General features: G+C 44.7%; 20 protein-coding genes. 14 read left to right on the top strand and 6 right to left on the bottom strand.

Going from position 1 to position 24,636, the window contains the following annotated elements; all coding sequences use genetic code 11:
- Window positions 1-13: 13 nt before the first annotated feature.
- The 3 genes from GXP65_RS10720 to rsmF all read left to right on the top strand — a co-directional run bounded on the left by GXP65_RS10720 (window position 14) and on the right by rsmF (window position 5,479).
- Window positions 14-1,261 carry a paraquat-inducible protein A gene (locus GXP65_RS10720; protein ID WP_086028373.1) on the top strand — a complete coding sequence of 416 codons (1,248 nt, stop codon included), beginning with the start codon at window positions 14-16 and terminating at the stop codon, window positions 1,259-1,261.
- Window positions 1,254-3,908, top strand: a complete 2,655-nt coding sequence (locus GXP65_RS10715) for an MlaD family protein (RefSeq protein WP_103410956.1) — start codon at window positions 1,254-1,256, stop codon at window positions 3,906-3,908. The genes GXP65_RS10720 and GXP65_RS10715 overlap by 8 nt, the downstream gene beginning before the upstream one ends.
- A gap of 134 nt (window positions 3,909-4,042) precedes the next feature.
- Window positions 4,043-5,479 carry a 16S rRNA (cytosine(1407)-C(5))-methyltransferase RsmF gene (gene rsmF / locus GXP65_RS10710; protein WP_162092765.1) on the top strand — a complete coding sequence of 479 codons (1,437 nt, stop codon included), beginning with the start codon at window positions 4,043-4,045 and terminating at the stop codon, window positions 5,477-5,479.
- Between the two features lie 347 nt (window positions 5,480-5,826).
- Here rsmF and GXP65_RS10705 read toward each other — a convergent pair whose 3' ends face one another.
- On the bottom strand, window positions 5,827-6,660 hold the full coding sequence (locus tag GXP65_RS10705; RefSeq protein WP_005430978.1) for a S1-like domain-containing RNA-binding protein: 834 nt from the start codon (window positions 6,658-6,660) through the stop codon (window positions 5,827-5,829).
- 183 nt (window positions 6,661-6,843) lie between these two features.
- On the opposite strand from GXP65_RS10705, the gene GXP65_RS10700 reads away from it, so the two are divergent.
- Window positions 6,844-8,196 (top strand): hypothetical protein, encoded by a 1,353-nt coding sequence (locus tag GXP65_RS10700; RefSeq protein ID WP_038890275.1) that lies wholly within the window; start codon window positions 6,844-6,846, stop codon window positions 8,194-8,196.
- Between the two features lie 22 nt (window positions 8,197-8,218).
- Here GXP65_RS10700 and GXP65_RS10695 read toward each other — a convergent pair whose 3' ends face one another.
- Window positions 8,219-8,710, bottom strand: a complete 492-nt coding sequence (locus GXP65_RS10695; RefSeq protein ID WP_005430975.1) for a DUF4442 domain-containing protein — start codon at window positions 8,708-8,710, stop codon at window positions 8,219-8,221.
- Between the two features lie 396 nt (window positions 8,711-9,106).
- Between GXP65_RS10695 and GXP65_RS10690 the strand changes: the two genes are divergently transcribed.
- Window positions 9,107-10,159, top strand: coding sequence for a 3-deoxy-7-phosphoheptulonate synthase (locus tag GXP65_RS10690; protein WP_005430973.1), 1,053 nt, complete (start codon window positions 9,107-9,109; stop codon window positions 10,157-10,159).
- A gap of 32 nt (window positions 10,160-10,191) precedes the next feature.
- Complete coding sequence (locus tag GXP65_RS10685) at window positions 10,192-10,674, top strand: YajQ family cyclic di-GMP-binding protein (protein ID WP_005430971.1); 483 nt, start codon at window positions 10,192-10,194, stop codon at window positions 10,672-10,674.
- Between the two features lie 110 nt (window positions 10,675-10,784).
- Here GXP65_RS10685 and GXP65_RS10680 read toward each other — a convergent pair whose 3' ends face one another.
- Complete coding sequence (locus GXP65_RS10680) at window positions 10,785-11,705, bottom strand: bifunctional precorrin-2 dehydrogenase/sirohydrochlorin ferrochelatase (RefSeq protein ID WP_010647911.1); 921 nt, start codon at window positions 11,703-11,705, stop codon at window positions 10,785-10,787.
- A gap of 460 nt (window positions 11,706-12,165) precedes the next feature.
- Here GXP65_RS10680 and GXP65_RS10675 point away from each other — a divergent pair, with 460 nt between their 5' ends.
- From GXP65_RS10675 to GXP65_RS10655, 5 genes are all read left to right on the top strand, one after another.
- Entirely contained in the window at window positions 12,166-13,194 is a 1,029-nt protein-coding gene (locus GXP65_RS10675; protein ID WP_005430967.1) for an amino acid ABC transporter substrate-binding protein, read from the top strand.
- An 80-nt stretch (window positions 13,195-13,274) separates the two neighbouring features.
- Window positions 13,275-14,480 carry an amino acid ABC transporter permease gene (locus tag GXP65_RS10670; protein WP_162092764.1) on the top strand — a complete coding sequence of 402 codons (1,206 nt, stop codon included), beginning with the start codon at window positions 13,275-13,277 and terminating at the stop codon, window positions 14,478-14,480.
- A 1-nt stretch (window position 14,481) separates the two neighbouring features.
- Window positions 14,482-15,579 carry an amino acid ABC transporter permease gene (locus GXP65_RS10665; RefSeq protein WP_162092763.1) on the top strand — a complete coding sequence of 366 codons (1,098 nt, stop codon included), beginning with the start codon at window positions 14,482-14,484 and terminating at the stop codon, window positions 15,577-15,579.
- Window positions 15,580-15,602: 23 nt separating this feature from the next.
- On the top strand, window positions 15,603-16,352 hold the full coding sequence (locus GXP65_RS10660; protein WP_005430960.1) for an amino acid ABC transporter ATP-binding protein: 750 nt from the start codon (window positions 15,603-15,605) through the stop codon (window positions 16,350-16,352).
- Window positions 16,353-16,718: 366 nt separating this feature from the next.
- Window positions 16,719-17,381: a Bax inhibitor-1/YccA family protein gene (locus GXP65_RS10655; RefSeq protein WP_005532392.1), complete on the top strand. Its 663-nt coding sequence runs from the start codon at window positions 16,719-16,721 to the stop codon at window positions 17,379-17,381.
- Window positions 17,382-17,457: 76 nt separating this feature from the next.
- Here GXP65_RS10655 and GXP65_RS10650 read toward each other — a convergent pair whose 3' ends face one another.
- On the bottom strand, window positions 17,458-17,814 hold the full coding sequence (locus GXP65_RS10650) for an antibiotic biosynthesis monooxygenase (protein WP_162092762.1): 357 nt from the start codon (window positions 17,812-17,814) through the stop codon (window positions 17,458-17,460).
- Between the two features lie 409 nt (window positions 17,815-18,223).
- On the opposite strand from GXP65_RS10650, the gene GXP65_RS10645 reads away from it, so the two are divergent.
- Window positions 18,224-18,553, top strand: a complete 330-nt coding sequence (locus GXP65_RS10645) for a TusE/DsrC/DsvC family sulfur relay protein (RefSeq protein WP_005446773.1) — start codon at window positions 18,224-18,226, stop codon at window positions 18,551-18,553.
- A gap of 47 nt (window positions 18,554-18,600) precedes the next feature.
- Here GXP65_RS10645 and yccX read toward each other — a convergent pair whose 3' ends face one another.
- A complete protein-coding gene (gene yccX, locus GXP65_RS10640) occupies window positions 18,601-18,873 on the bottom strand; it encodes an acylphosphatase (RefSeq protein ID WP_010448072.1) in 273 nt (90 codons plus the stop codon).
- Window positions 18,874-18,963: 90 nt separating this feature from the next.
- Between yccX and GXP65_RS10635 the strand changes: the two genes are divergently transcribed.
- Window positions 18,964-20,367: a methyl-accepting chemotaxis protein gene (locus GXP65_RS10635; protein WP_045380564.1), complete on the top strand. Its 1,404-nt coding sequence runs from the start codon at window positions 18,964-18,966 to the stop codon at window positions 20,365-20,367.
- A 219-nt stretch (window positions 20,368-20,586) separates the two neighbouring features.
- Complete coding sequence (locus GXP65_RS10630; RefSeq protein ID WP_162092761.1) at window positions 20,587-21,780, top strand: class I SAM-dependent methyltransferase; 1,194 nt, start codon at window positions 20,587-20,589, stop codon at window positions 21,778-21,780.
- 51 nt (window positions 21,781-21,831) lie between these two features.
- Here GXP65_RS10630 and GXP65_RS25410 read toward each other — a convergent pair.
- Window positions 21,832-24,636 (bottom strand): Calx-beta domain-containing protein (locus tag GXP65_RS25410; RefSeq protein WP_275898097.1); only part of this gene is annotated, 2,805 nt, incomplete at its 5' end.

Below are 24,636 nucleotides of genomic sequence, written 5' to 3'. Positions count from 1 at the left end.
TAGAGAGGTCGTTGTGACCTCTCTGTCTAAACACGCCATGCAACCGAGCAGCGTCCGCTTATGCCAAGGTTGCGAACTGCCTGTCGATATCGTCGATTTGCCTAACGGTAAAAATGCATACTGCCCACGTTGTGGCACTCAACTATACCGGGGCGGCAGCCCTAGCCTGTCAGGTAATCTTGCTATTGCAGTAACCTGTATTCTGCTTTTTATTCCTTCGCACTTTTTTAATTTCATCAGTATTCGTCTGTTTGGTGTGATGATTCCAGCAACATTGCCTTCAGGAATGATCACGCTTTTTCAAGAAGGCTTTGTTCTTCTTTCTATTCTTATCCTATTTTGTAGCTCACTCGCCCCACTCATCGTTTGCAGTTCTGTTGTTACGGCCCATTGGTCGCTACACAAACGGTGGTTTAAAGGTTTGCGCGTATCACTTTGGTTGATTCAGCATCTTAAGCATTGGGTGATGCTGGATGTCTTTCTTGTGAGCATCGCGATCTCTTGCTTCAAACTCCAAGATTACTCCGATATTTTTGTTGGGCCTGGGTTGATTGGCCTTGTGCTACTGCAAGTTTTTACTGTTTTATTAATTTCTCGTATTAGCGTTCGTCGTTATTGGGAAGCTTGGCAACCTGAAACCAGTTATGACTTTGAACACAAAGATGTGCACTGTCATGAATGCCATCTATCACAGCCTGAGGGTGGAAATTGCCATCGCTGCCACCATGAGCTGTATCATCGCAAACCGAATTCAATCCAAAAGACGTGGGCGTACTTAATCGCCGCGACCATTGCAATCTTCCCTGCTAACTTGATTCCGATTTCGATTTTGCTCACCAATGGCAAACGTTTAGAGGACACCATTTTCTCGGGCGTTGCGGGTTTGGTTAAAAATGGCATGTACGGTATCGCGATCATCATTTTTGTTGCCAGTATCGTGGTGCCTGTCGCTAAGATTCTCGGCCTTACTTACATCTTGCTATGTATCAAGTTCAAACGTTCGGTGTATAGAAGACAGCGAATGATGGTTTATTTTGCAGTAAAGTGGATCGGTAAATGGTCCGTGATGGATTTATTTGTTATTTCTATCATGATGACATTGGTCGATCGTGGACAGATTCTCGACTTTACACCGGGGTATGGCGCAGTAGCGTTCGGTGTCGTGGTCGTACTTACAATGCTCGCGGCGGAGAGCATTGATCCAAGGCTTATTTGGGACCAAGCCCAAACACAATCAGAAAAAGAGTCAATTAATGAGTGATCAGAACAGTTCTCAAACGTCATACGTGCCAGATGTAAAGAGGAGTAAAGGTATATCTCCCCTTTGGCTATTACCGATTTTAACTATGGTATTAGCCGGATGGCTCGTGATGAAATCGATTCATGACGCGGGACAACGTGTACAAATCTATTTCTCCGATGCAGCTGGTTTAGTCGCAGGACGAACGACCATTCGCTATCAGGGTTTAGAAGTGGGTATGGTGCGAGATATCAACCTATCCGAAGATTTGGGCAGCATTTATGTGGATGCAGACATCTACCCAGAGGCGGCTAAATTGCTCAACGACAAAACGCGCTTTTGGTTGGTTAAGCCGACAGCCAGCTTAACTGGCGTGTCTGGTCTTGATGCACTTGTATCTGGTAACTACATTTCTATTCAGCCAGGCGACGGTAAAAAGTTTGAAACGACCTTCACCGCACTTGAATCAGCGCCTACCGACCTACGTGTGACACAAGGCCTGAACATTAAATTGAAGAGCCGAGACTTGGGTGGCGTTTCGATTGGTTCGCAAATCGTCTACAAAAAGATCCCTATTGGTGAGGTATTCAGCTACCAGCTCAACGAAGATGCGAAATCCATCACCATCCAAGCCAACATCCAAGAGCAATACCAGCACCTGATCAACAGTCACAGTCGTTTTTGGAATGTCAGTGGCATTGGTGCCAACATCGGATTTGACGGTGTTGATGTTCGTCTTGAAAGCATGAGTGCCCTACTTGGTGGTGCTATCGCGGTAGACTCGCCTGACGATGGCGAGCCAGTGAAAGAGAATACGGAGTTCCGCCTTTATAAAGACCTTAAAACCGCTGGTCGAGGGATCCCGATCAAAATCGCGCTTCCTGATGACAACAAAATCAGCGGCGAAGGCGCACCTATTATGTACCGCGGCATCGAAGTCGGACAAATCACAGACTTAAATCTTTCTGAAGGTCGTGAAGTCATTTTGGCATCCGCTGCTATTCAACCAGCCTTTAGCGATATGCTGACTTCAGGAACGCGTTTTGTTCTTGAAGAGGCAAAAGTTTCTCTATCTGGCGTCGAAAATATCGCAAACCTTGTTCGCGGTAATTTCTTGACCATTGTTCCGGGTAAAGGTGAACGCGCTCGTCGATTCACTGCTATTCGTCAGAACGTCTTTGACCAGCAACAACAGAAGTCGATTGCAATTCGTCTTGTGTCTGATAACTCCTTCGGTTTAGATAGTGGTGCAAACGTGCTTTATAAAGGCATCGTGGTAGGTTCAATCATTAAAGTCGGCCTGCTTGATGAAGCAAAAGCGCAGGCAGCAAAACATGAAGTGTTTATGGATGTTTTGATTGATAACGAATACAAACACCTGATCAAATCGAATAACCGTTTTTATGTTACTGGCAGCGCTTCTGCAGAACTAACAGAATCAGGTTTGAGTGTTACGGTTCCTCCTGCGAAGCAGCTTCTTACTGGGTCAATTAGCTTTGTTAGCGAAGGGCAAGAGAGTATCCAGAAAGAGTACCAACTATTCCAAAGCGCTTCGTTGGCAGAATTGGCCCAATACAACCAAACTGGTTCGAAGACATTGAGCCTGTTCGCCACTGAGCTTCCTCCTATTTCCAAAGGTAGCCCACTGCTCTATCGTAACTTGCCAGTTGGCAGCATCTCTGACTTCAACTTGGTAGACGGCGGTGTTGTTGTCAAAGCAACCATTGAAAATCGTTATGCTCATCTGCTAACCGCACAAACGGTATTTTGGAACCGCTCTGGCGTAGAAATAGATGCATCTTTATCTGGCATCAGTGTTAAAGCGCATCCTCTCAAGACATTAATTAAGGGCGGTATTGCTTTCGATTCTATCCCTGGCATCGAAAATAAAGTTGGCCAACGTTGGAAGCTTTACAACGACCAAAATCAAGCTCGTAAGTTTGGCCGTGTAATAGCGCTGGAAACCGATGGTAGTCAAGAAGTGACCAAAGGTATGCCGATTAAATATCAAGGCGTTAAAGTCGGTGAAGTCACAATGGTGGTGCCGAACTTTCAGCGTGAAATGGTTGAAGTCACCGCCCGCATTCTTCCTGAATATGTCAATAGCATCGCCGTTACCGGGTCACACTTTTGGCTAACAGAGCCTGAGATTGGCCTAGGCGGAGTTAAGAATTTGGGAGCGCTGGTATCGAAATCCATCAGCGTACAGCCAGGTAAAGGTTCCGCGAAATTTAAGTTTGATTTAGCTAAGAACGAGCAAGCGGAACCAGGCGTATCCTTCACATTACAAAGTGAACAGCGTGGCTCCGTCCAAGTTGGTACCCCTATCTTATACCGACAAATGGAAGTAGGCAGCGTAACTAAAGTCAACTTGGGTGAATTTGCTGATCGCGTCGTTACGAGGATCGAGATTAAACCTGAGTATGCTTACCTTGTTCGTCAAAACAGTGTGTTCTGGAACGTCTCAGGTGTCGATGTTTCTATTGGCCTAGGTGGTGCGAACATCAAAGCAGGCACATTTGACAGCTTAGTCCGTGGCGGCATTGCTTTCTCGACACCAGAACAATCGCAAATTCCACCAGCGGCGAAAAAAGGCCAATCTTTCTACTTGTACCCTCAAGCTGAAGAAGGTTGGACTCAATGGCGCACTGCAATTCCCAAACCATAGCGCGTTAAGACAACACTAACGACGTAAAGAGCAGCAAACGCTGCTCTTTTTTATTACTCACTCTTATGTGGCTATTCGTTTCTGACCCGCTTTCGTATATTATTTGCAGCAAATTCTGCAATCGAGATTTCACTTTGCATCCTAATGTTTACATCCCAGAAGCTTTTCTGGAAAAAATCCAAACTATCCTCCCTGCTCACCTCAACATGGAAGACTTTATCGCGTCATGCCAAAAGCCGCTGCGCAAAAGTATTCGTGTTAATACGCTTAAGATTAGCGTAGAGGCGTTTCTCGAACGTGCTGAAGCAAAAGGTTGGAAGCTTTCACCAGTACCTTGGTGTAATACGGGTTTTTGGATTGAAGCGGATGAGTCGGTTGTGCCACTTGGTAATACTGCTGAACACATGTCAGGGCTATTCTACATTCAAGAAGCCAGCTCAATGATGCCAGTATCGGCTTTGTTTATGAATGACGAGTCGTACGATGCCGTTCTTGATACCGCAGCTGCGCCCGGTTCAAAAACGACTCAAATCGCTGCGCTTATGAATAATGAAGGCGTGTTGGTGGCGAACGAATACGCAGCAAGTCGTGTAAAAGTGCTACACGCTAACATTGAACGATGTGGTGTACGTAATGCAGCATTAAGCAACTTCGATGGTCGCGTATTTGGCGGTTGGTTACCGGAACAGTTTGATGCTGTTTTACTCGATGCGCCATGTTCAGGGGAAGGCACCGTTCGTAAAGACGAAGATGCAATGAAGAACTGGACGCAATCGTCGGTTGTCGAGATTGCAGATACGCAGAAAGATCTGATTGAAAGTGCGTTCCATGCTCTAAAACCTGGCGGCGTTATGGTTTATTCAACCTGTACGTTGAGTACCGAAGAGAACCAACAGGTTTGCCATCACCTTAAAGAGACATTTGGTGACGCGGTTGAATTCGAAAGCTTAAAAGATCTGTTTGAAAATGCAGAAGCGGCACTAACTGAAGAAGGCTTCTTACATATCTTCCCTCAAGTTTATGACTGTGAGGGCTTCTTCGTCGCTCGCATTCGTAAACTTACAGCAGTCGAAGCGCCAAAAGTGAAAAAGCGCATGGGTAAATTCCCATTCGCGAAAGCATCAAACAAAGAGTCAGCAGAGATCGCTAAACAGCTACAAAATACGATGGATATCAAAGTGCCTAAAGACAGCACAGTTTGGATTCGCGAGAAAGATGTTTGGCTTTTCCCTGACGCGCTAGAGCCAATGATTGGTGAACTGCGTTTCTCTCGTATGGGAATCAAAATTGCTGAAACACACAAGAACGGTTACCGCTGGCAACATCAAGTCGCAACGGCTCTAGCTACCGGCGATGAGAAAAATGCTATTGAGTTAACGATTGAAGAAGCACGCGAGTGGTACATGGGTCGCGATGTTCGCCCACAAAACATTCCAGCAGATATGAAGACAGGTAAAGGCGAAGTATTCGTTAAGTACGAAGGTGCGATTATTGGTCTTGGGAAATGGGTAAGCAACCGCATTAAAAACGGTCTGCCACGTGAACTTGTGCGTGATAAGAACTTATTTTAGTAGCAAAGTGACACGCTATAAATAAATGAAAAGCCATCGTATTTACGATGGCTTTTTGGTTCTAAAGTATGATTGGAACTGGGTTCACTAGCGATCCGAGTGCCCTGTACTAAACTGAATGTATCAAAGCATCGCTTTGAAACGGCATTTCTCTCTATGTTTAGCCAGCAATATGTGTTGGTCACAAAGTTTAGCGCAGGCTCTTAAAAGAGCCGTTTCCCCTAGGCCCAAAATAAGGACGAGTTTGGGCCATTTTTTTGACTGACACTTTCTAAAAGGTAAAGTCAAAATGTCATTCACTTAACCTCGAACCACCAGCCAAGACGCCTTTAAGCTTTAATAAGAGATTAAGCCAGACGAATGCCGTCTTTCTCGATAACGATCTTACCCGCTTTGTATAGACCGCCGATGGTCTTTTTGTAAGTACCTTTACTTGTGCGGAACGTTTCAAAGATCGCTTCTGGTGAAGATTTATCGTTAAGAGGCAAGAAACCGCCCTTCTTCTCTAGGAGTTCAATCACTTTACTCGAGAGATCATCCATCTTCGCAACGCCAACTTTTTGTAGCGCTAAGTCAATCTTACCGTCTTCACGAACTTGCTTGATGTAACCTTTCAGTTTCTTACCGATAAACAATTTACCGAATACGTCTGATGGGAAGATCATGCCCCAATGTTCACCGTTCACGATAGCCTTGTAACCAAGTTGGCTGCGCTCAGCGATAATTAGATCAACTTGTTCGTTCACTTCGTAGTTAGCTGGCGTTTTATCAAGCCATTTGTTGAACTTCGTTGTACCTACGATACGGCCAGAGGCTTTATCTGTGTATACGTAAACCAGAATATTTTGGCCAGCAGTAAAGCGTGCACGTTGCTCACTAAAGGGGATCAAAAGATCTTTTTCTTTAATACCCCAGTTTACGAACGCACCCGTTTTGTTGATGCCTTCGATTTTCATTAGACCCCATTCGCCGACTTGAGCGATAGGCTTATCAATGGTCGCAGCTAGCTGGCTTTCTGAATCGAAGTAAAGAAATACGTCAAGATGAGCACCTAGCTCAGTGCCTTCTGGAACATATTTGTTAGGCAGCAGTACAGAACCGTAATCTTCACCATCCAGAAATACGCCAAAATCAGCCGTTTTAATGACTTCTAAGCTGTTAATTTGACCAATTTTAATCATTGAATTTGTCTCTTTTTAAATTTACAGGGAATTATACCCAAACTAACAAGAAAATCAGAGAGAAAAGCGAACCTCTCTGTTATGCTTTGATCGTTCAACAATTTATCCTAGTCCGAACTTAAGTTAATGCAATTAACGGACGCTTATGGGTATAGGATGCTTTAGCAAAATCAGGAGCCTTCCTTGGTCACTGTCGACAAACAAGACTCGGTAACTTTAAAAATCAGCCACGCATTGGCAAAGAGTAAAACGCTCGACCTTGATATCTATATTTTTGTCCCTGGTGAGTTGGGGTTAAATTCCGACATCATTAGTGAGTCTGAGTACTACTACACTTCGATTACACAAAAACGCTCTTACTACAGTACGGAAGTACTGCTGCCTTTGGTACACAGCCGTCTCGCCAAACGTGGTCGCCTGTCCAATCGCCAATATCGTGTAAGTTTGAGTTTATTTGCTTATCAATACGTTATAGCACTTGATAAAGCCGTCGCGGCGCTAAATAAACACGAGAATGACAGTGTCACGGCTGAAGAAGTCGATGAGGTGATTGAGCTGACACTTGATATCCTAAAACGTTTGCGTCGTTCGATCCCCTATGAAGAGAACCTCAAGCGTTACTACGTCAACATCGATAACTATCTGTCTTGGTACACCGAGCAGAGATTCCTATCTCTCGTGGCTCACCTTCCTCGCGAAGGCGATTACAGCACAATTAAAGATCGCTTGATTACGTTATGCGAGAAAGAGCAAGCGCACCGTAAGCTAAATAACTACAACTCGACAAGCGTTGTGGATGACGTGACGCGTCTGTCAAACAAGATGCGTTTATTAAGGCGCTTGATTGAGCACCCTATCGTCCTACGTGAAAAAACCATGTCGATGGGTAACAACATTAAGCGTGCAATCAAAGGCATCGCGACAGGTTTAGTGATGGTCGTGGTGACGAGTACCGTGATTCTTGCGCGAGACTACTTAGGCGAGATTTCTGCGTCTTTCATTATCGCGATGTCTTTTATTTATGCCCTACGTGAAATCTTTAAAGATGACTTGCGTGACGCAATGTGGCGTTGGATTCGTAAAGGTAAGCCAAAGTGGCGTAAGAAATACATGGATCCAACGACGAAGAAAGTCGTTGGCCGTAAGTTGGAATGGCTAGATTACCGTTCGCTTTCAAGCTTACCTGACCGCATTCAAAACATTCGTAAGAAACGAGTCGTTCAGCGTGAAGAGCAAATTCTTCACTACCATGCTAAAACCGAAATGGCGACGTCTTTGTTCTTAAGTGGTTACGAGCAAACTCGTGAGACATTGAATATGAGTCTACGCCCGATTATTCGCTTAATGGACAAGAGCTCCAACCGTGTTTATCGCTTAAATGAAGGACAAGTGAGTAAAGAGTCCGTTGAGAAACGCCACTTGCTCAATGTGATTGTCAAAGAAGACAACCACACCGATGAGCCCGTTTACTATCGCTGGAAGGTGGTATTAAACCGCTCTAAAATTGTTTCGATTGAGAAAATCGACTTGGTATAAACCCATCAAATGGGAAACGACATTAAGCAGCTTGTTTTTGAGCTGCTTTTTTTATCGAAAGCGTTAGAGAAAATTCTGCCATTGGTTCTTCACCATTCACGCTTGGACACAACGCCGTAATCTTAACATCTCGATTAATACGCTCGCCTGTTTCTAGTGTCATTCGCAGCATTTCATCAATCAGTGGGCCGTCATGACAAACAAAGTGTACATCCCCTTCCGGACGTTTTAAAAACTCAGCCGACACGCCTTTAAAAGCCAAAGAAATGCGTTCTCCCTGCTCTTGAGCCTTACTCATGGCAAGAAAGCCACCCGCGACATCCGCACCAACAGCAAGCGCACCAAAATACATACTATTAAGATGGTTCTTCGTTCTACGTCTCAGTGGGATTTTGACTTCTACATGTTGGTCGTCAATCGCCAAGATCTTTGGGCGACATAACCAAATGAGCGGGACTTTGGAAAAGCCAAAAAGGTTTAAGTAAAGATTTGCACGTCGAACAGCAGATAACATCTTGGTCTCCTTACCAGACTAGTCAGACCAGTTAACCAACGAAGCACAAAGATGTCAAAGAAATGTTAATGATAAATCGATCTACGTATAGAAAATCGCAAACGGTTTCTTTTTCCAAGCAATGAAAGCTGGATATGAAACTTCCGCCGTAGCCCGCTTTACAAGGTATTTTGCAAGATTTGCGTGTTAGCAAATAGAAAAACTAGTTATAAATTCAAACGACTATGTATTGATCTCCAAGGACATTTTTGTCATTTATACATAACTATCACTGATGATAAGACACAGCATTACATACATTTCGGTATTTACTAGATAAGAATCCCGTGAAACGGTTTATTCCTAACTATAATTCCGTTATCTTTACCGCTTCGCAATAGAGAATAAAGCTATAACATGCCTATTAAAACAGATGAATTGAGAACCCAACCTTTGGGTCCGATGCCGACACCCGCAGAGCTAGGTAGCGTACATCCAATTACCGATGACGTCGCTGACCGTATCGCTCAATCTCGTCGTCAAATTGAGAAGATTTTAACTGGTGAGGATGACCGCATCCTTGCTATCGTTGGCCCATGTTCGGTGCACGACACTGAAGCGGCAATTGACTACGCAACTCGCCTTGCGAACATTCAAGATAAGTACAAAGATGAACTGTTCATCGTAATGCGTACTTACTTTGAAAAACCTCGTACCGTTGTTGGTTGGAAAGGCCTAATCACGGACCCTAACCTAGATGGTTCCTACGCGCTTGAAGCTGGCCTTCACAAAGCGCGCAAACTTCTACTGGATATCAACAAGCTTGGTCTTGCGACTGCTACTGAGTTTCTTGATATGATCACAGGCCAGTACATTGCTGATCTGATCACGTGGGGCGCAATTGGTGCTCGTACAACAGAATCGCAAATCCACCGTGAAATGGCCTCTGCGCTATCTTGCCCAGTTGGCTTTAAGAACGGTACAAACGGCAATGTGAAAATCGCGATCGACGCGATTCGTGCGTCAAAAGCATCACACTACTTCTACTCTCCAGACAAGAATGGTCGCATGACGGTTTACCGCACAAGTGGTAACCCATACGGTCATATCATTCTTCGTGGTGGTGAGAAAGGCCCTAACTTTGATGAAGCGTCTGTTAAACAAGCGTGCGAAGCTCTGGCAGAGTTCGACTTGCCACAACGCTTGATTGTAGACTTCAGCCATGCGAACTGTCAGAAACAGCACCGCAAGCAAATCGAAGTTGCACAAGACATTTGTGACCAAATTAAATCAGGCAGCACTCGCATTGCGGGTATCATGGCAGAAAGCTTCATCATTGAAGGCAATCAGCCAATGACTGATATTCACAACTTAACTTATGGTCAATCTATCACTGACCCATGTCTAAGTTGGGATGATACTGTAACTATGCTAGATATGCTGGCAGAAGCAGTAAAATCCAGTAAGTAATTTCCCTATAACAAGATAATCAAGGAATCTTCATGCCATCGTTTGATATTGTTTCAGAAATCGATACCGTTGAACTACGTAACGCGGTTGATAACGCTAACCGTGAACTATCGACTCGTTTCGATTTCCGCAATGTGAATGCGAGCTTTGAGCTAGTAGAAGAAAATGTAAAAGTGTCCGCAGAAGGCGAGTTCCAGCTTAAGCAAATGCGTGACATCCTACGTAGCCACTTGGCAAAGCGTAACATTGATGCGAACGCTATGGATGCAAAAAATCCAGAAGCGACGGGTAAAAACTGGCACCAAAACATCGCTTTCCGCCAAGGCATCGATACGCCTACTGCGAAAAAGCTAGTTAAGCTAATCAAAGATGCGAAGCTTAAAGTTCAAGCGTCTATCCAAGGCGACAAAGTGCGCGTAACGGGTAAGAAGCGTGACGACTTACAAGCAACGATTGCAGCGATCCGTGAAGCAGAGATGGGTATCCCATTTCAGTACAACAACTTCCGTGATTAATTGCGCTCTCCTATTCGCCTTGTAGGTGGATAAGAAAAGTGGAATAAAAAACGCCGGCGATAATCTCGTCGGCGTTTTTGTAGGAGTTCAATAGCTAGTGACCTTGAAGATTAGATCACTAAATCTTGCCCTTGCAGCAGCGAGAACTCACTTGTTCCGTGAGGAATGAACACACATACACGAAGCTTCTCCTCTTTGGCTTTTCTCAGCATGTCGGAGAGCTCAGTTGCACTGGAGAATGCCTCACGTTCTGCATCTCTTCTCACCAGCTCCATTACATCCGCTTCGCATTTCGTTGAGTGAAGTGCCAGCTCTGCTTGCTGCATATAACGCACAGCTTTGATAGGTAACATTTCCACATCTTTACCTACCTGAATCCATGTACAACTGCCTGTCTCATCCAACGGCTTGGTCATGGTTTCTTGATAGATGGTTTCAAGCTCTCGATTATCGCGCGCATTTTCCACTTCAGGATGCGAGAAATAGTTCTCCCAAAACTTGCGACGTAAATCGACACTAGGAAGTGCTTCTTTGATCGAGTTACGTTTCGAGTTAGCAAACTCCGCCATCAATCCCATGTTTTGTGGTAGGATCGCTTCTAGTTTTTCACGAATGTTTCGAATCAGTACTGGTGATGCACCACCACTAGAGATGGCAATTTGAATACGACCGCGGTTAATCATCGAAGGCGTGATGAAGTCACAGTAAGGTTTGTCATCAACGACGTTGACTAAGATGCCCAACTCTTTCGCGTCTTTATAAACCTGGTGATTCAATTCCGGATTGTCTGTGGTTGCCCACACTTGAATAAAAGACTTTGTGACAAGGTCACTTGAGTAAAAGCGTTGAATCCAATGTACTTGCTGCTCTTGAGCAAGCTTATCGAGGAAATCAACAAGGCTTGGGGAGACAATGGTAACATCCGCACCAGCTTTAAGCAGTGCCTCCACTTTACGGCTTGCTACTTCACCACCACCAACAACCAGTACTGGTTTATTCACTAAATCTAAGAACAGAGGAAAATATCGCATTTCAATCCATGATCACTTCAAATAACTGTCGAAATTCATGCTACCAAAAATGGGGCAATCACTTCACCTTGTTTCGACTTCACAAATAATATTTGTTCAAATTTTCGGCTGACATAGCCGCCCTACACTAATGACACTTTTAATAACAAACTTTTATCCTTCTGTTTTATTCCTTCTTTTACCGATTATTCTGATGCACCAATTCAACAATTAGTTGCACTATTTACAAACAATTAACATTTCGTCATTCTAAATCGCAAGGCGCTTTGTGACTTCTCTCCAAAACTCTTTTTAAATTATATGTTTGAGAATTAGCAAATCCTTTCCTACGCTTTAACTGATTGATTTGACGATGGCCGTTTCTTCTAAAATCAATCATGTAGGACGAAAACACAAACGAATTGGACACGTTGTATCAGGTCGCTCCTGATTAAACATGGATCATACAGGAAGGATACAAATGGCGAATAAACTCACAGTTCTTGCTTCCGTCGTAGCGGCTTCTACTGCAATGATGGCGACTTCAGCTCAAGCAGCAGACACTACTCTGGACAAAGTCACAAAACAAGGTTTTATTACTTGTGGCGTAAGTACCGGTCTACCTGGTTTCTCAAACCCTAACTCAAAAGGTGAATGGGAAGGTATCGACGTAGAATATTGCCAAGCACTGGCTGCAGCCGTTCTTGGGGATAAAACGAAAGTTAAATATGTACCCCTTACCGCGAAAGAACGTTTCACTGCACTTCAATCGGGTGAAATCGATGTGCTTTCACGTAACACCACCTGGACACTACACCGTGATACGGCTCTTGGCTTGAACTTTGTCGGCGTTAACTATTACGACGGTCAGGGCTTCATGGTTAAGAAAGATCTTGGTGTATCAAGTGCGAAGGAGCTTGATGGCGCATCAGTGTGTGTACAGTCAGGTACGACAACGGAGCTTAACTTGGCGGACTACTTCCGCAACCAAGGTATGGCATACAAACCCGTCGTATTTGATACAGCTGCACAAACTTCTAAAGGTTTTGATGCTGGTCGCTGTGACGTACTGACGACGGACCAATCTGGTCTGTATGCTCTGCGTTTAAACCTTAAAGACCCTTCTTCTGCAACCGTTCTTCCTGAAATCATCTCTAAAGAGCCTCTAGGCCCAGTGGTACGTCAAGGTGATGACCAATGGTTCAATATTGCCAAGTGGACTCTATTTGCGATGGTCAATGCGGAAGAGTATGGCATTAGCTCTAAGAATGCTGATGAGATGTTGAAATCGAAAGATCCAAACATCAAACGTATTCTTGGTGTGGATGGTCCGAAAGGTAAAGGTCTAGGCATTCGTGACGATTGGGGCTACCAAGTTATCAAGCAAGTAGGTAACTATGGTGAAAGCTTCGAGCGTACGGTTGGTACTGGTTCACCGCTGAAAATTTCTCGTGGTGTGAACGCACTATGGAATGCAGGCGGCTTCATGTACGCGCCACCAATCCGCTAATACAACGATTATCACAGGGCGGTTTATGCCGCCCTTTTTCGTGAGTAACTGTATAAATAAGGGTTTGAGGTTATCGCTGTATGAAACCGACGAATGATACATCGCCAAGTACGATGTCCAAACCAAGCGGAAGTAAGAGCCTGATTTACAATCCTGCTTTTCGCTCCGCTCTTTTCCAGATCATTGCCGTAGCTGCACTGGTATTTTTCTTCTACACAATCATCAACAATGCGCTGACCAATCTTGAAGCACGTGGTATTGCAACAGGCTTTGGTTTCCTTAATCAAGAAGCAGGCTTTGGGATCGGCCTGACTCTTATCGAATACGATGAAACGTTTTCTTATGGGCGTACTTTCGTCGTTGGTCTTCTTAATACCGCACTGGTTTCTGTGCTCGGTATTATTCTCGCAACCGTAATTGGTTTTGTTATGGGTATCGCACGTCTCTCCTCCAACTGGTTGGTGAGTCGATTAGCCGCGGTTTATATTGAAACATTCCGAAATATTCCACTACTTCTGCAAATCTTCTTTTGGTATTTCGCCGTTCTTCAAGCCCTACCATCACCGCGTCAAAGTATGAGCCTTGGTGAAGCTATCTTTTTGAACGTACGTGGTTTGTATTTCCCTGCACCGGTTATGGAAGCAGGAAGCAGTTTTGTTATTGCTGCACTCATTATCGGTATCATCGCAAGTATTCTGATCAACGTTTGGGCGAACAATAAGCAACGCTTAACGGGTCAACAAACGCCGATGGGCCGCATTATGTTTGGCTTAGTCATTGTGCTTCCTTTGGTCGTTTACTTCTTAGCGGGAATGCCTATTTCATTGCAATACCCAGAGTTAAAAGGCTTTAACTTCCGTGGTGGCATCAGCATCATTCCAGAACTTGCAGCACTCCTACTTGCGTTGAGTGTCTATACCGCGTCGTTCATTGCTGAGATTGTTCGCTCTGGTATTAACGCTGTGAGTCATGGTCAAACAGAAGCGGCAATGTCGCTTGGTTTGCCTCGAACGAAGACACTAAAGTTGGTCGTCATTCCACAAGCGCTGCGAATTATCATCCCTCCTCTTACTAGCCAATATTTGAACCTAACCAAGAACTCTTCGCTAGCAATGGCGATTGGTTACCCAGATCTGGTATCTGTGTTCGCTGGTACCACCTTGAACCAAACTGGGCAAGCGATTGAGATCATCGCGATGACCATGGGGGTTTACTTGACGTTGAGTTTGATTACTTCGGCGCTGATGAACGTGTACAACCGCAAAGTTGCACTGGTGGAGAGATAATATGAGCACACATCAATTTCAACCTGATCTTCCACCACCGGCGAACACTGTCGGAGTAATAGGTTGGCTACGCAAAAACCTATTCAATGGGCCGGTGAACTCCATCGTCACGCTTATCCTTGCTTACATCGTGTTCTCAGCCCTTTGGAACATTATTGATTGGGCATTTGTTGATGCGGATTGGATTGGCGCAACCAGAGACGACTGCACACGCGAAGGCGCATGCTGGGTTTTTATTAGCGTACGTTGGGAACAGTTCATGTATGGATTCTATCCAGAATCTGAACTCTGGCGCCCTCGCTTGTTCTACATCACATTAGCTATTTTTACAGTGCTACTCGCTTACGAGAAAACACCAAAACGCATTTGGATTTGGTTGTTCTTCGTAAACATTTACCCATTCATTATTGCCGCATTGCTTTACGGTGGCGTATTTGGTCTTGAAGTCGTTGAGACCCACAAATGGGGTGGTTTATTAGTTACGTTGATCATCGCACTTGTTGGTATCGTAGTTTCTCTACCAATTGGTGTGGCGTTAGCACTTGGTCGACGTTCAGATATGCCGATTATTCGCAGTATCTGTACGGTGTACATTGAAGTGTGGCGCGGTGTCCCACTCATTACTGTTCTGTTCATGGCATCGGTCATGCTACCGCTGTTTTTAGCGGAAGGCTCCGAAACTGACAAGCTGATCCGTGCGCTAATAGGTGTGGTTATGTTCAGTGCCGCCTACATGGCGGAGGTAGTGCGTGGTGGTTTGCAAGCGATTCCTAAAGGCCAGTATGAAGCGGCAGATGCTCTTGGTCTTACCTACTGGAAAAAGATGGGACTGATCATTTTGCCTCAGGCGCTGAAGATCACTATCCCTTCTATCGTGAACACGTTTATCGGCCTGTTTAAAGATACCAGTCTTGTGCTTATTATCGGTATGTTTGACGTACTGGGCATTGGACAAGCCGCGAATACCGACCCTGAGTGGTTAGGTTTCGCAACCGAAAGTTATGTATTTGTCGCGTTAGTGTTTTGGGTATTTTGTTTTGGCATGTCACGTTACTCGATATGGCTTGAAAACAAACTTCATACCGGTCACAAACGATAACTCATCAAGATCAAGGACGTATTATGACGCAACAACAAGATTATATGATCCAGTTGAAGGACATGAATAAGTGGTATGGTGAGTTTCACGTACTAAAGAACATCAATCTAGAGGTAAAGAAAGGTGAGAAAATCGTTATCTGCGGCCCTTCAGGTTCAGGTAAGTCAACCATGATTCGCTGTATCAACCGTTTGGAAGAGCATCAAGCTGGTAGCATCTATGTATCGGGTACTGAACTTACCGAAGACCTGAAAAACATTGAGGCGGTTCGCCGTGAAGTGGGTATGTGTTTTCAGCACTTTAACCTTTTCCCTCATCTAACGGTTTTGGAGAATTGTACGCTTGCCCCTATCTGGGTGAAGAAAATGCCGAAAGAAGAAGCTGAAGCTGTCGCAATGCAGTACCTAGAGCGCGTTAAGATCCCAGATCAAGCGGATAAATACCCAGGTCAGCTTTCTGGTGGTCAGCAGCAGCGTGTAGCGATTGCCCGTTCTCTTTGTATGAACCCTAAAGTAATGCTGTTTGATGAACCCACTTCTGCACTCGACCCAGAAATGGTGCGTGAAGTGCTTGACGTAATGGTTGAGCTCGCGGAAGAAGGCATGACCATGCTGTGTGTAACGCATGAGATGGGCTTTGCAAAAGAAGTTGCCGACCGAGTCATCTTTATGGATGCGGGGGAAATTATCGAAGAAAACAACCCTGTCGACTTCTTCGAGAACCCACAATCGGACCGAACTCAGAACTTCTTAGCTCAGATCCTTCATCACTAATTGTGATTTAAACATTCAGACGAAAAATGAAATAAGAGTGCAAAGCGCTGACCTCAAATCAGCGCTTTTTCTTTATTCCAACAAGCGCATATCACCCTTGTTACGAAAATCCAGTTGATTCAATACGTTGTAAATTTGCGCAAACTTACAACACAGTTCGTGAACTGGCCATCATAGCTTTGAATAATAAGCCTTTGTTCGCTATGCAAGGCGGTAATATTGTGTTACAAGTTGCCAAATACATAACACATTATTTCTATTATTATTTTGTTCTAGATATACGTGTGGCGGGCTTGATTTTTTGAACTATCGGGCCCATATATGTCTATATATTAAAGATAAGACAGTCCCTTATAGAGGAAGATTATGAACAGTCCTATGTTTTCTCGCACTACTACTCAAGAGAGTGCTCTACAAACCAACAAAGTACTGCGTAATACATATGCACTACTTTCTATGACTCTACTATGGTCAGCACTCGTTGCTGGCGTATCAATGGCATTTAACCTTCCACGTCCGGGTATTATCCTAATGTTGGTCGGTTTCTACGGTCTACTATTCCTAACAGAAAAGAACCGTAACAACAGCCTAGGTCTTGTGTTTACGTTCCTATTCACAGGCTTCTTGGGTTACACCATTGGTCCAATCCTAAACATGTACATCGGCGCTGGTATGGGCGACGTTGTTCTAACAGCTCTTGGCGGTACAGCTCTATCATTCATGGCTGCATCGGCTTACGCTCTAACGACAAAACGCGACCTGTCTATGATGGGTGGCCTAATGCTGTCACTATTTGTAGTTCTAGTAGTGGGTATGATTGCGAGCATCTTCATCCAATCAACGATCCTACATCTAGCACTTAGCAGCTTGTTCATTGTTTTCTCTACTATGGCAATCCTGATGACCACTCAAGGCATCATCCGTGGTGGTGAAACAAACTACATCTCTGCAACGATTACACTGTACGTTTCAATCTACAACATCTTCATCAGCCTACTAAGCATCCTAGGCATCATGAACGACGATTAATACGTCAGATTGAATTCAAAACGCAAAAGCCCGAAGGTCACCTTCGGGCTTTTTCTTTTCTGCTTTATTCCAATGATTACTCTGGTTCGTAAATTGGCGCGTCGTAGTCATATCCCTTATCGCTGTATGCGGTAACGATCGCATCTTCTACTAACCCAGAGTCTGCCTTTACCTGCGTTTCGAAAAACTGTTGAATCTGCTTTCGGCGTCCATGTGCAGACCATGATTCAGCATCTTCCCAAATCTCGTTAAACACAATTGGGTATTCATTTCGAGTTGCACTAGGATGGTCAATTTGACGAGTGAGCATGTACTGTATGCATCCCTCCTCCCTGTATGAATCTGGCTCTAAAGCTTTGAGCACTTCAAACAGCTCGGCTTCCTTGCCTTCTTTCGGCTTGAACTGAGCTAAAACATAGACGCGATTTGTCATTGGATTTCCTATTTTGATGAACAATGTAATTTAAAACGTAACCGAATACGCTGAAACTTCACGTTCAGGACAGATAATTTGCGATAGAGATCCACAGCGTTGCCTTTGAAGCTATCGACGTCGTCACACAGCACATTATCAATTACCTTGGTAAGCAATCCTCATCACATTAATGAATATTCATGCAAAAACCAAAATACTCACCCCGAGAATTTTCTAACCAAATGAATAAATCAACAATTTAGTGAATAGCCGTTAATTTATCCGAACCGCTTGCCCATGTTCGAAGTCTACTTTTGACTGCACACATTTACATCGCTCGGAAAGCCCAAAGGATTCTTTTGTTGAGAATACGTCAGCCTCTACGCTACCCTATACGTATCAAAGGTTACTTAGCGGAAGCAAAGCTATGTTCGTTTACAACGGCAAAGAAATTGAAACCGATGCTCAAGGTTATCTACTTGACCACACTCAGTGGGAAGAAGGCATGATTGAGCTTCTAGCAAAAGAAGAAGAAATTGAACTAACAGAAGCGCACCTAGAAGTGGTTCACTTTGTGCGTGATTTTTATGAAGAGTTCAACACATCACCAGCAGTAAGAATGCTAGTAAAAGCAATGGAAAAGGCACACGGCCCGGAAAAAGGTAACAGCAAGTACCTATTCAAACTGTTTAAGAAAGGCCCTGCAAAACAAGCAACCAAACTGGCTGGGCTACCAAAACCAGCGAAATGTTTGTAAGACACTTGTTTCCAGCCTCATCGCTTACAAAATAATTGACTGTAAAGCTATAAGATCTTAAATCCGCGGAAAGGCTTATAAGACACACTTTCCTGAGTGACACTGTCTACTGTCGCCGTCCGCGGCCCTTCCTCTAACCACGCCGAAAACGCTGCAATTTGTTCTTCTGTGCCACAGGCAATCACTTCAACATCTCCGTTGTTTAAGTTCTTCGCATACCCCGTTAGACCGAGCTTCAATCCTTGATGTGATGTGTGGTATCGAAATCCTACCCCTTGTACATGACCTACTATCAGAAACTTCTCACACTTTAGTACCATCCGTATACCGCTCCCTATATTTGAGTGATATATTATTTGCGTCTATTTACCCCACTAAGGATAGTGGGTTTTTATATGGTTATAATAATTATGAAAGAAATTCCTTTCCGTTGGATTGATAAATACCTTATCCACTTAAAGATTCAAGAAAAGTTCTATTTACTCTTCTTCCTTCCTCTCCTCGCATTAGTCATTCTTACTCTTGTTTTGAACAGTGCCGCTAACTCACTCATCTCTGACTTGTACCAAGAAGAGCTGATGTTGATGAAAGGCTTGATTGAAGCAGGAAATCTCTCGCAATCTCAAGTTGCTAGTCTAATCGCGAGTTCAGATACAATTACTCTCGGTACAGGACCTGACTCTGTGTCGGTAATGAATGGCACGTTTAGTCTGGTTGCAAGTCATGAGCAATCACTTTGGACAGCGCTTTCTACGACGCAAGTAAGCATTATCCTTGTTACGCTATTTATCATCGCGCTGGGTGTTTACTACATCATGACCTTCATCGGTGGCGCTATGTTTACGATGAACAAAGCACTGAACACATTAGCTGATGGTGATTTGACTGCTCGTATGAACTTCTTCCGCGTTCGTGATGAATTCAGTGAAATCGCAATTACGATAGACAAAGTTGCCGACCGCGAACAAAAAATGGTTCAGTCGATTCAAGAGTCTGTCGCACTGATGCAGCAAATCAGTTCTGATCTGAACCTATCGATTCAAAACAGCTCTGAGATTTCTAACACCCAACAAGAACATCTAAACTCTCTGGCAAGTGCAACGGAGCAAATGGCCTCTACGATTCGTGAGGTGGCAACACTGGCACACGATTCAAGCACACAAACAGACGATGCTCGCAGCGTAGCGCAATCTGGCCAAGTGAAAGTAGAAAATACCCTTCACTCTATCTCGAATCTTTCTACTGAGATCCAATCCGCCTCTCAAGCGGTTGAAGAGCTGGATGCAAACGCAGCGCAAATTGATGAAGTGGTAACGACCATCAACGGTATCTCTGAGCAAACTAACCTACTCGCCTTAAACGCTGCGATTGAAGCAGCTCGTGCAGGCGAACAAGGTCGTGGCTTTGCAGTTGTTGCTGATGAAGTTCGTGCTCTTGCAGGCCGCACTCAACAAGCGACGGTAGAGATTCAAGCTATGATTGAAGCGCTACAACGTAACAGCCAATCACTCACCAAGCTGATGGAAGTAACGGTTCACAATGCGAATGAAGGTCAGACTCTGATGGCAGAAGTAAATCACGAGATCGGCTCACTAGCAGACAAGAACCAAACTATCTCTGACAGCAGCATCCAAATTGCAACCGCTGCAGAAGAGCAAGGCGTCGTGGCTGACAATATTGCGTCAAGCGTTGAAGAGGTCCGCATTCAAGCAAACAATGTGTGTATGATGATCAGCACAACGTCGCAAAACGTTGAGCAGCTTCGAGCTCAAAGTGACACCATGGAGTCGCTACTGACAGGCCTTAAAGCTTAGTTATATAAAGCTTGGTTATAAGTTGAAAAATCAGGGTCACTTCGGTGGCCCTTTTTTGTACCTACCGCTAGTTTCTTACCACCTTAAAGTGGCCCTTTGTTCCGGTTCTCGGCATATAATTAGAGCCTCTACAAATGATTGGATTGTCGATGGATATTGCTTTTGCGGACAACATCCCGGACAATACGCCCCTTTCAAAATTCAACAAGAGCTAAAGAAATGACAGCTGCTATCTATTTGGTTAAAGGTCGTGAGAAATCGGTTAAGCGCAAGCACCCTTGGATCTTCTCTCGAGGCATCAGTAAAGTTGAGGGCGAACCTGCTCTTGGCGAAACCGTTGATGTATTCACTCACGACGGAAAATGGCTAGCTAAAGCAGCATATTCACCAGCTTCTCAAATTCGTGCTCGTATTTGGAGTTTTGAAAAAGAAGAGATCAACAAAGCGTTTTTTGTTAAGCGTTTCAACAACGCTCAGCTTCTTCGTGAAGACGTTATTGAGCGTGATGGTCTTACCGGTTACCGCCTTATCGCGGCAGAGTCAGACGGTATGCCTGGCGTTACTATCGACCGTTACCAAAACTTCTTTGTGTGTCAGCTTCTAAGTGCGGGCGCAGAATATAACAAGCAAGCGATTGTTGATGCTTTGGTTGAGTGTTTCCCAGACTGCAACGTTTACGAGCGTTCAGACGTCGCGGTACGTAAGAAAGAAGGTTTGAAAGAAACCACTGGCTTACTGCACGGTGAAGAGCCGCCGAAATCAGTGGTGATTGAAGAGAACGGCGTAAAAATCAGCGTAGACATCGTTGGCGGTCATAAAACGGGTTTCTACCTAGACCAACGCGACAGCCGTCAACAAGCGATGAAGTACGTGAAAGACAAAGAAGTTCTGAACTGTTTCTCTTACACCGGCGGTTTTGGTTTATACGCACTAAAAGGCGGCGCAAAACGTGTTATCAACGCGGACGTATCGCAACCTGCTCTAGACACTGCAAAGTTCAACGCAGAGCTGAACGAGTTTGATATCTCGAAAAAGCGTGCTGTGTTCCTAAACGCAGACGTGTTCAAATTGCTACGCGAATACCGCGACCAAGGTACGAAGTTCGATGTTGTGATCATGGATCCACCGAAGTTTGCAGAGAGCAAAGCACAGCTAAACGGTGCATGCCGTGGCTACAAAGACATCAACATGTTGGCGATGCAAATTCTAAACCCTGGCGGCACGCTGCTTACCTACTCTTGCTCAGGTTTAATGGACCAAGTTCTGTTCCAAAAAATCATTGCCGATGCAGCAGTAGATGCAAATCGCCAAGTAAAATTCGTAGAGCGTTTCGAGCAAGCAGCTGATCACCCAACAGATACGGCCTACCCAGAAGGTTTCTACCTAAAAGGTTTTGCGTGTAAAGTGCTTTAATCGCTGATTAAAACCAATTCAAAAAGAAAACGGAGCTGTCGCTCCGTTTTTTTATTCTCTCAATTGCTCGAGGTTAGTGATGATACTGTTTGCGATATCCGCCGCTGAAGCGCCGTCAAAATTGACTTCAAGTTGCTGGCCATCTTTGTTAATGGTCAATGTTGAGTTTCCACCATCTTCCGTTACAGAGACTGTTATGTCGTCCACTTGCCCCGCATAGTCACCAGAACTCAAATCATCTAGTAGAATAGAGATGTCACTCTCGCTGACATCATCAAATAGGTCCACAAAGTCTAAAGAATCGCCACTTTCAAAGTCAGTAACGGTATCCGTAGCCGTATCCATTTCGAGCCATTTAAAGATGTCGTCGCCTGCACCACCAGTGAGCACATCGTCTCCAAGCCCACCAATCAAAATGTCATTGCTGTCCGTTCCGACTAAGTTGTCATTCTGGTCGGTTCCTTGAATAGTATTAACTTGCAACGCTCCCACTTGAACACCAAACGCTTCGACCGCATCAACAGACACATTGGTAAAATCAATATCCACGGTTGCAGTATCGGCACTGGTGAGACCATCTGAATCTATTGCCTTGTAATCAAAGGAGTCGTTCACATTGTTAAAGCTGGTAATCTGAGTACCGACGAGAGTAAAACTCGCTTTGTCACTCGCACTGTTCGTCTCTGGGAACAAGCGAATTTCGTCGAAACTACCGTTAGTAATAGCCACTGTGGCAAAACCTTCTTGATTACCGGTAAACACAATGTCAGAGGTTTGAATGACCTGCGTTTCTGCTAGGACACCATCCATGTAAAAATAAACATTGATCCAAGCAGCTCCACTATTAAAGCGGTCATTTAAGCTCGCTAGATCGAGGCGAGCTTCTTCGGCCTCGAGGCCTTCATCTAGCTCAATCGCAATGAACTCGCTCGTACTGATCTCATCACCTTGTCCTGTTTCTCCGGGAGAAACAACAACCAAACCAACTTGTTGGTTTGCAAAGTCCACTTTGATTTGAGCGTTGTTAACAAAATCTCCGTTGCTATCGATGGTTCCACCAAAGAAACTCAAGCCATTAACGTCAACAGTGTCCGCGATAAAGTCTTTATCAAACTCATCCAACAAGTCTTGTGAATCAAAACTTTGTTCATCGAAGAAGTCTTCGGTGAGTCCATAGCGAACTTCTGTTGACTCAGGGATAACATCGCCTATTTCGAGTACAACTTCATTATTCTGGTCATCAAAGTAGTAAAGATACCCATACTCAGGGAGCGTCGTGATGCAAATGCTGGTTTCTTTATCATCGAAAGGATCGAAGTCATCTTCCAAGTCCTGCGCATAAGGACCAAAATCAATCAACGCATCTTCACCGGGGTTGTTCAAATCAATAATGATATTGAAATCTTCTACGGTTGGAGGTGTGTTGTCATCGTCAAGAATTGTACCAATACCTGAAGCTGCGACATTTTGGCCTTGGATTTCGCCAGTCAACGTGAAGTTTTCTGATTGCTCATAAACTTGATCTTCAAGAGTATTAACCGTAACGCTAAATGTCGTATCGTTCACAGGTACAGAGACATCAAACGTTCCATCAGGTGCCACGTTGACCACTTCGGTCGTATTGTCGGCATAAGTAATTGTTACGGATGTTGCATTAAAATCATCCCCTGCTAAAGCGGTTCCATCAAGTAGTGACATGCTTACTAAGATCGCGACAGTGCTCGCATTGCTTAATGTGACATTGAAGGTCGCGTCCTCACCCTCGGTGACTTGTATATCTGTGATATCCGCAACGCTTGGTCTATCCGTTTCATCATCTATCGTTACCGTACCAATCGCAGGCGTAGTCTGAACAGACGTCGAACCCGATAGTGTGAATGTTTCATCACCTTCATAGATATCGTCATTTAATGTTTCCATCGTAACACTAAATGTCGTATCGATTGCCGGCACGGTAACATCGAACGAACCATCAGGGTTTACTACTACAACTTCGGTGCTGTTGTCCGCATAAGTGATCGTCACCTGCGTATCGGTGTAATCCACGCCACCATCTGCGGTGCCATCGGCGAGCGTCATGTTAACAACAGTATCTGTTGTACTGGCATTACTCATGGTCACATCAAGTGTTGCAGGATCACCTTCGTTAATAGTGGTCGAGCTTATCGATGCCACGGTTGGGCGGTCGTCATCTGGATCGGGACCAGGGCCACTGCCATCATCAACAATCGTACCTGTGCCTTCTGCTGGCGTGGTCTGTACGGCAGTCGCACCATTTAGTGTGAAGGTCTCTGGACCTTCAAACAGCTCATCATCCGTTGTACTAACGGTGATGCTGTATGTCGTGTCGTTAGCAGGAACAGTGACATCGAACGAACCATCAGGGTTTACTACTACAACTTCGGTGCTGTTGTCCGCATAAGTGATCGTCACCTGCGTATCGGTGTAATCCACGCCACCATCTGCGGTGCCATCGGCGAGCGTCATGTTAACAACAGTATCTGTTGTACTGGCATTACTCATGGTCACATCAAGTGTTGCAGGATCACCTTCGTTGACGGTGGTTGAGCTAATTGATGCTGCAGTCGGACGGTCATCATCTGGATCAGGACCTGGGCCACTGCCATCATCAACAATCGTACCCGTACCTTCTGCTGGTGTAGTTTGTACAGCAGTTGCACCAGACAGCGTGAAGGTCTCAGGGCCTTCGAACAGGTCGTCATCCGTTGTACTAACAGTGATGCTGTATGTCGTGTCGTTGGCAGGCACGGTAACATCGAACGAACCATCAGGGTTTACTACTACAACTTCGGTGCTGTTGTCCGCATAAGTGATCGTCACCTGCGTATCGGTGTA

It is taken from the genome of Vibrio sp. LB10LO1, assembly GCF_010092875.1.
Taxonomy (GTDB): Bacteria; Pseudomonadota; Gammaproteobacteria; order Enterobacterales; family Vibrionaceae; genus Vibrio; species Vibrio campbellii.
This window is presented reverse-complemented; position numbering and strand designations above follow the sequence as displayed.

Excerpts from the sequence above, each read along its gene's own strand:
- GXP65_RS10715 (WP_103410956.1), top strand. The coding sequence starts at position 1,254 with ATGAGTGATCAGAACAGTTCTCAAACGTCATACGTGCCAGATGTAAAG.
- GXP65_RS10705 (WP_005430978.1), bottom strand. The coding sequence starts at position 6,660 with ATGATTAAAATTGGTCAAATTAACAGCTTAGAAGTCATTAAAACGGCT.
- GXP65_RS10695 (WP_005430975.1), bottom strand. The coding sequence starts at position 8,710 with ATGTTATCTGCTGTTCGACGTGCAAATCTTTACTTAAACCTTTTTGGC.
- GXP65_RS10690 (WP_005430973.1), top strand. The coding sequence starts at position 9,107 with ATGCCTATTAAAACAGATGAATTGAGAACCCAACCTTTGGGTCCGATG.
- GXP65_RS10685 (WP_005430971.1), top strand. The coding sequence starts at position 10,192 with ATGCCATCGTTTGATATTGTTTCAGAAATCGATACCGTTGAACTACGT.
- GXP65_RS10680 (WP_010647911.1), bottom strand. The coding sequence starts at position 11,705 with ATGCGATATTTTCCTCTGTTCTTAGATTTAGTGAATAAACCAGTACTG.
- GXP65_RS10675 (WP_005430967.1), top strand. The coding sequence starts at position 12,166 with ATGGCGAATAAACTCACAGTTCTTGCTTCCGTCGTAGCGGCTTCTACT.
- GXP65_RS10670 (WP_162092764.1), top strand. The coding sequence starts at position 13,275 with ATGAAACCGACGAATGATACATCGCCAAGTACGATGTCCAAACCAAGC.
- GXP65_RS10665 (WP_162092763.1), top strand. The coding sequence starts at position 14,482 with ATGAGCACACATCAATTTCAACCTGATCTTCCACCACCGGCGAACACT.
- GXP65_RS10660 (WP_005430960.1), top strand. The coding sequence starts at position 15,603 with ATGACGCAACAACAAGATTATATGATCCAGTTGAAGGACATGAATAAG.
- GXP65_RS10655 (WP_005532392.1), top strand. The coding sequence starts at position 16,719 with ATGAACAGTCCTATGTTTTCTCGCACTACTACTCAAGAGAGTGCTCTA.
- GXP65_RS10650 (WP_162092762.1), bottom strand. The coding sequence starts at position 17,814 with ATGACAAATCGCGTCTATGTTTTAGCTCAGTTCAAGCCGAAAGAAGGC.
- GXP65_RS10645 (WP_005446773.1), top strand. The coding sequence starts at position 18,224 with ATGTTCGTTTACAACGGCAAAGAAATTGAAACCGATGCTCAAGGTTAT.
- yccX (WP_010448072.1), bottom strand. The coding sequence starts at position 18,873 with ATGGTACTAAAGTGTGAGAAGTTTCTGATAGTAGGTCATGTACAAGGG.
- GXP65_RS10635 (WP_045380564.1), top strand. The coding sequence starts at position 18,964 with ATGAAAGAAATTCCTTTCCGTTGGATTGATAAATACCTTATCCACTTA.
- GXP65_RS10630 (WP_162092761.1), top strand. The coding sequence starts at position 20,587 with ATGACAGCTGCTATCTATTTGGTTAAAGGTCGTGAGAAATCGGTTAAG.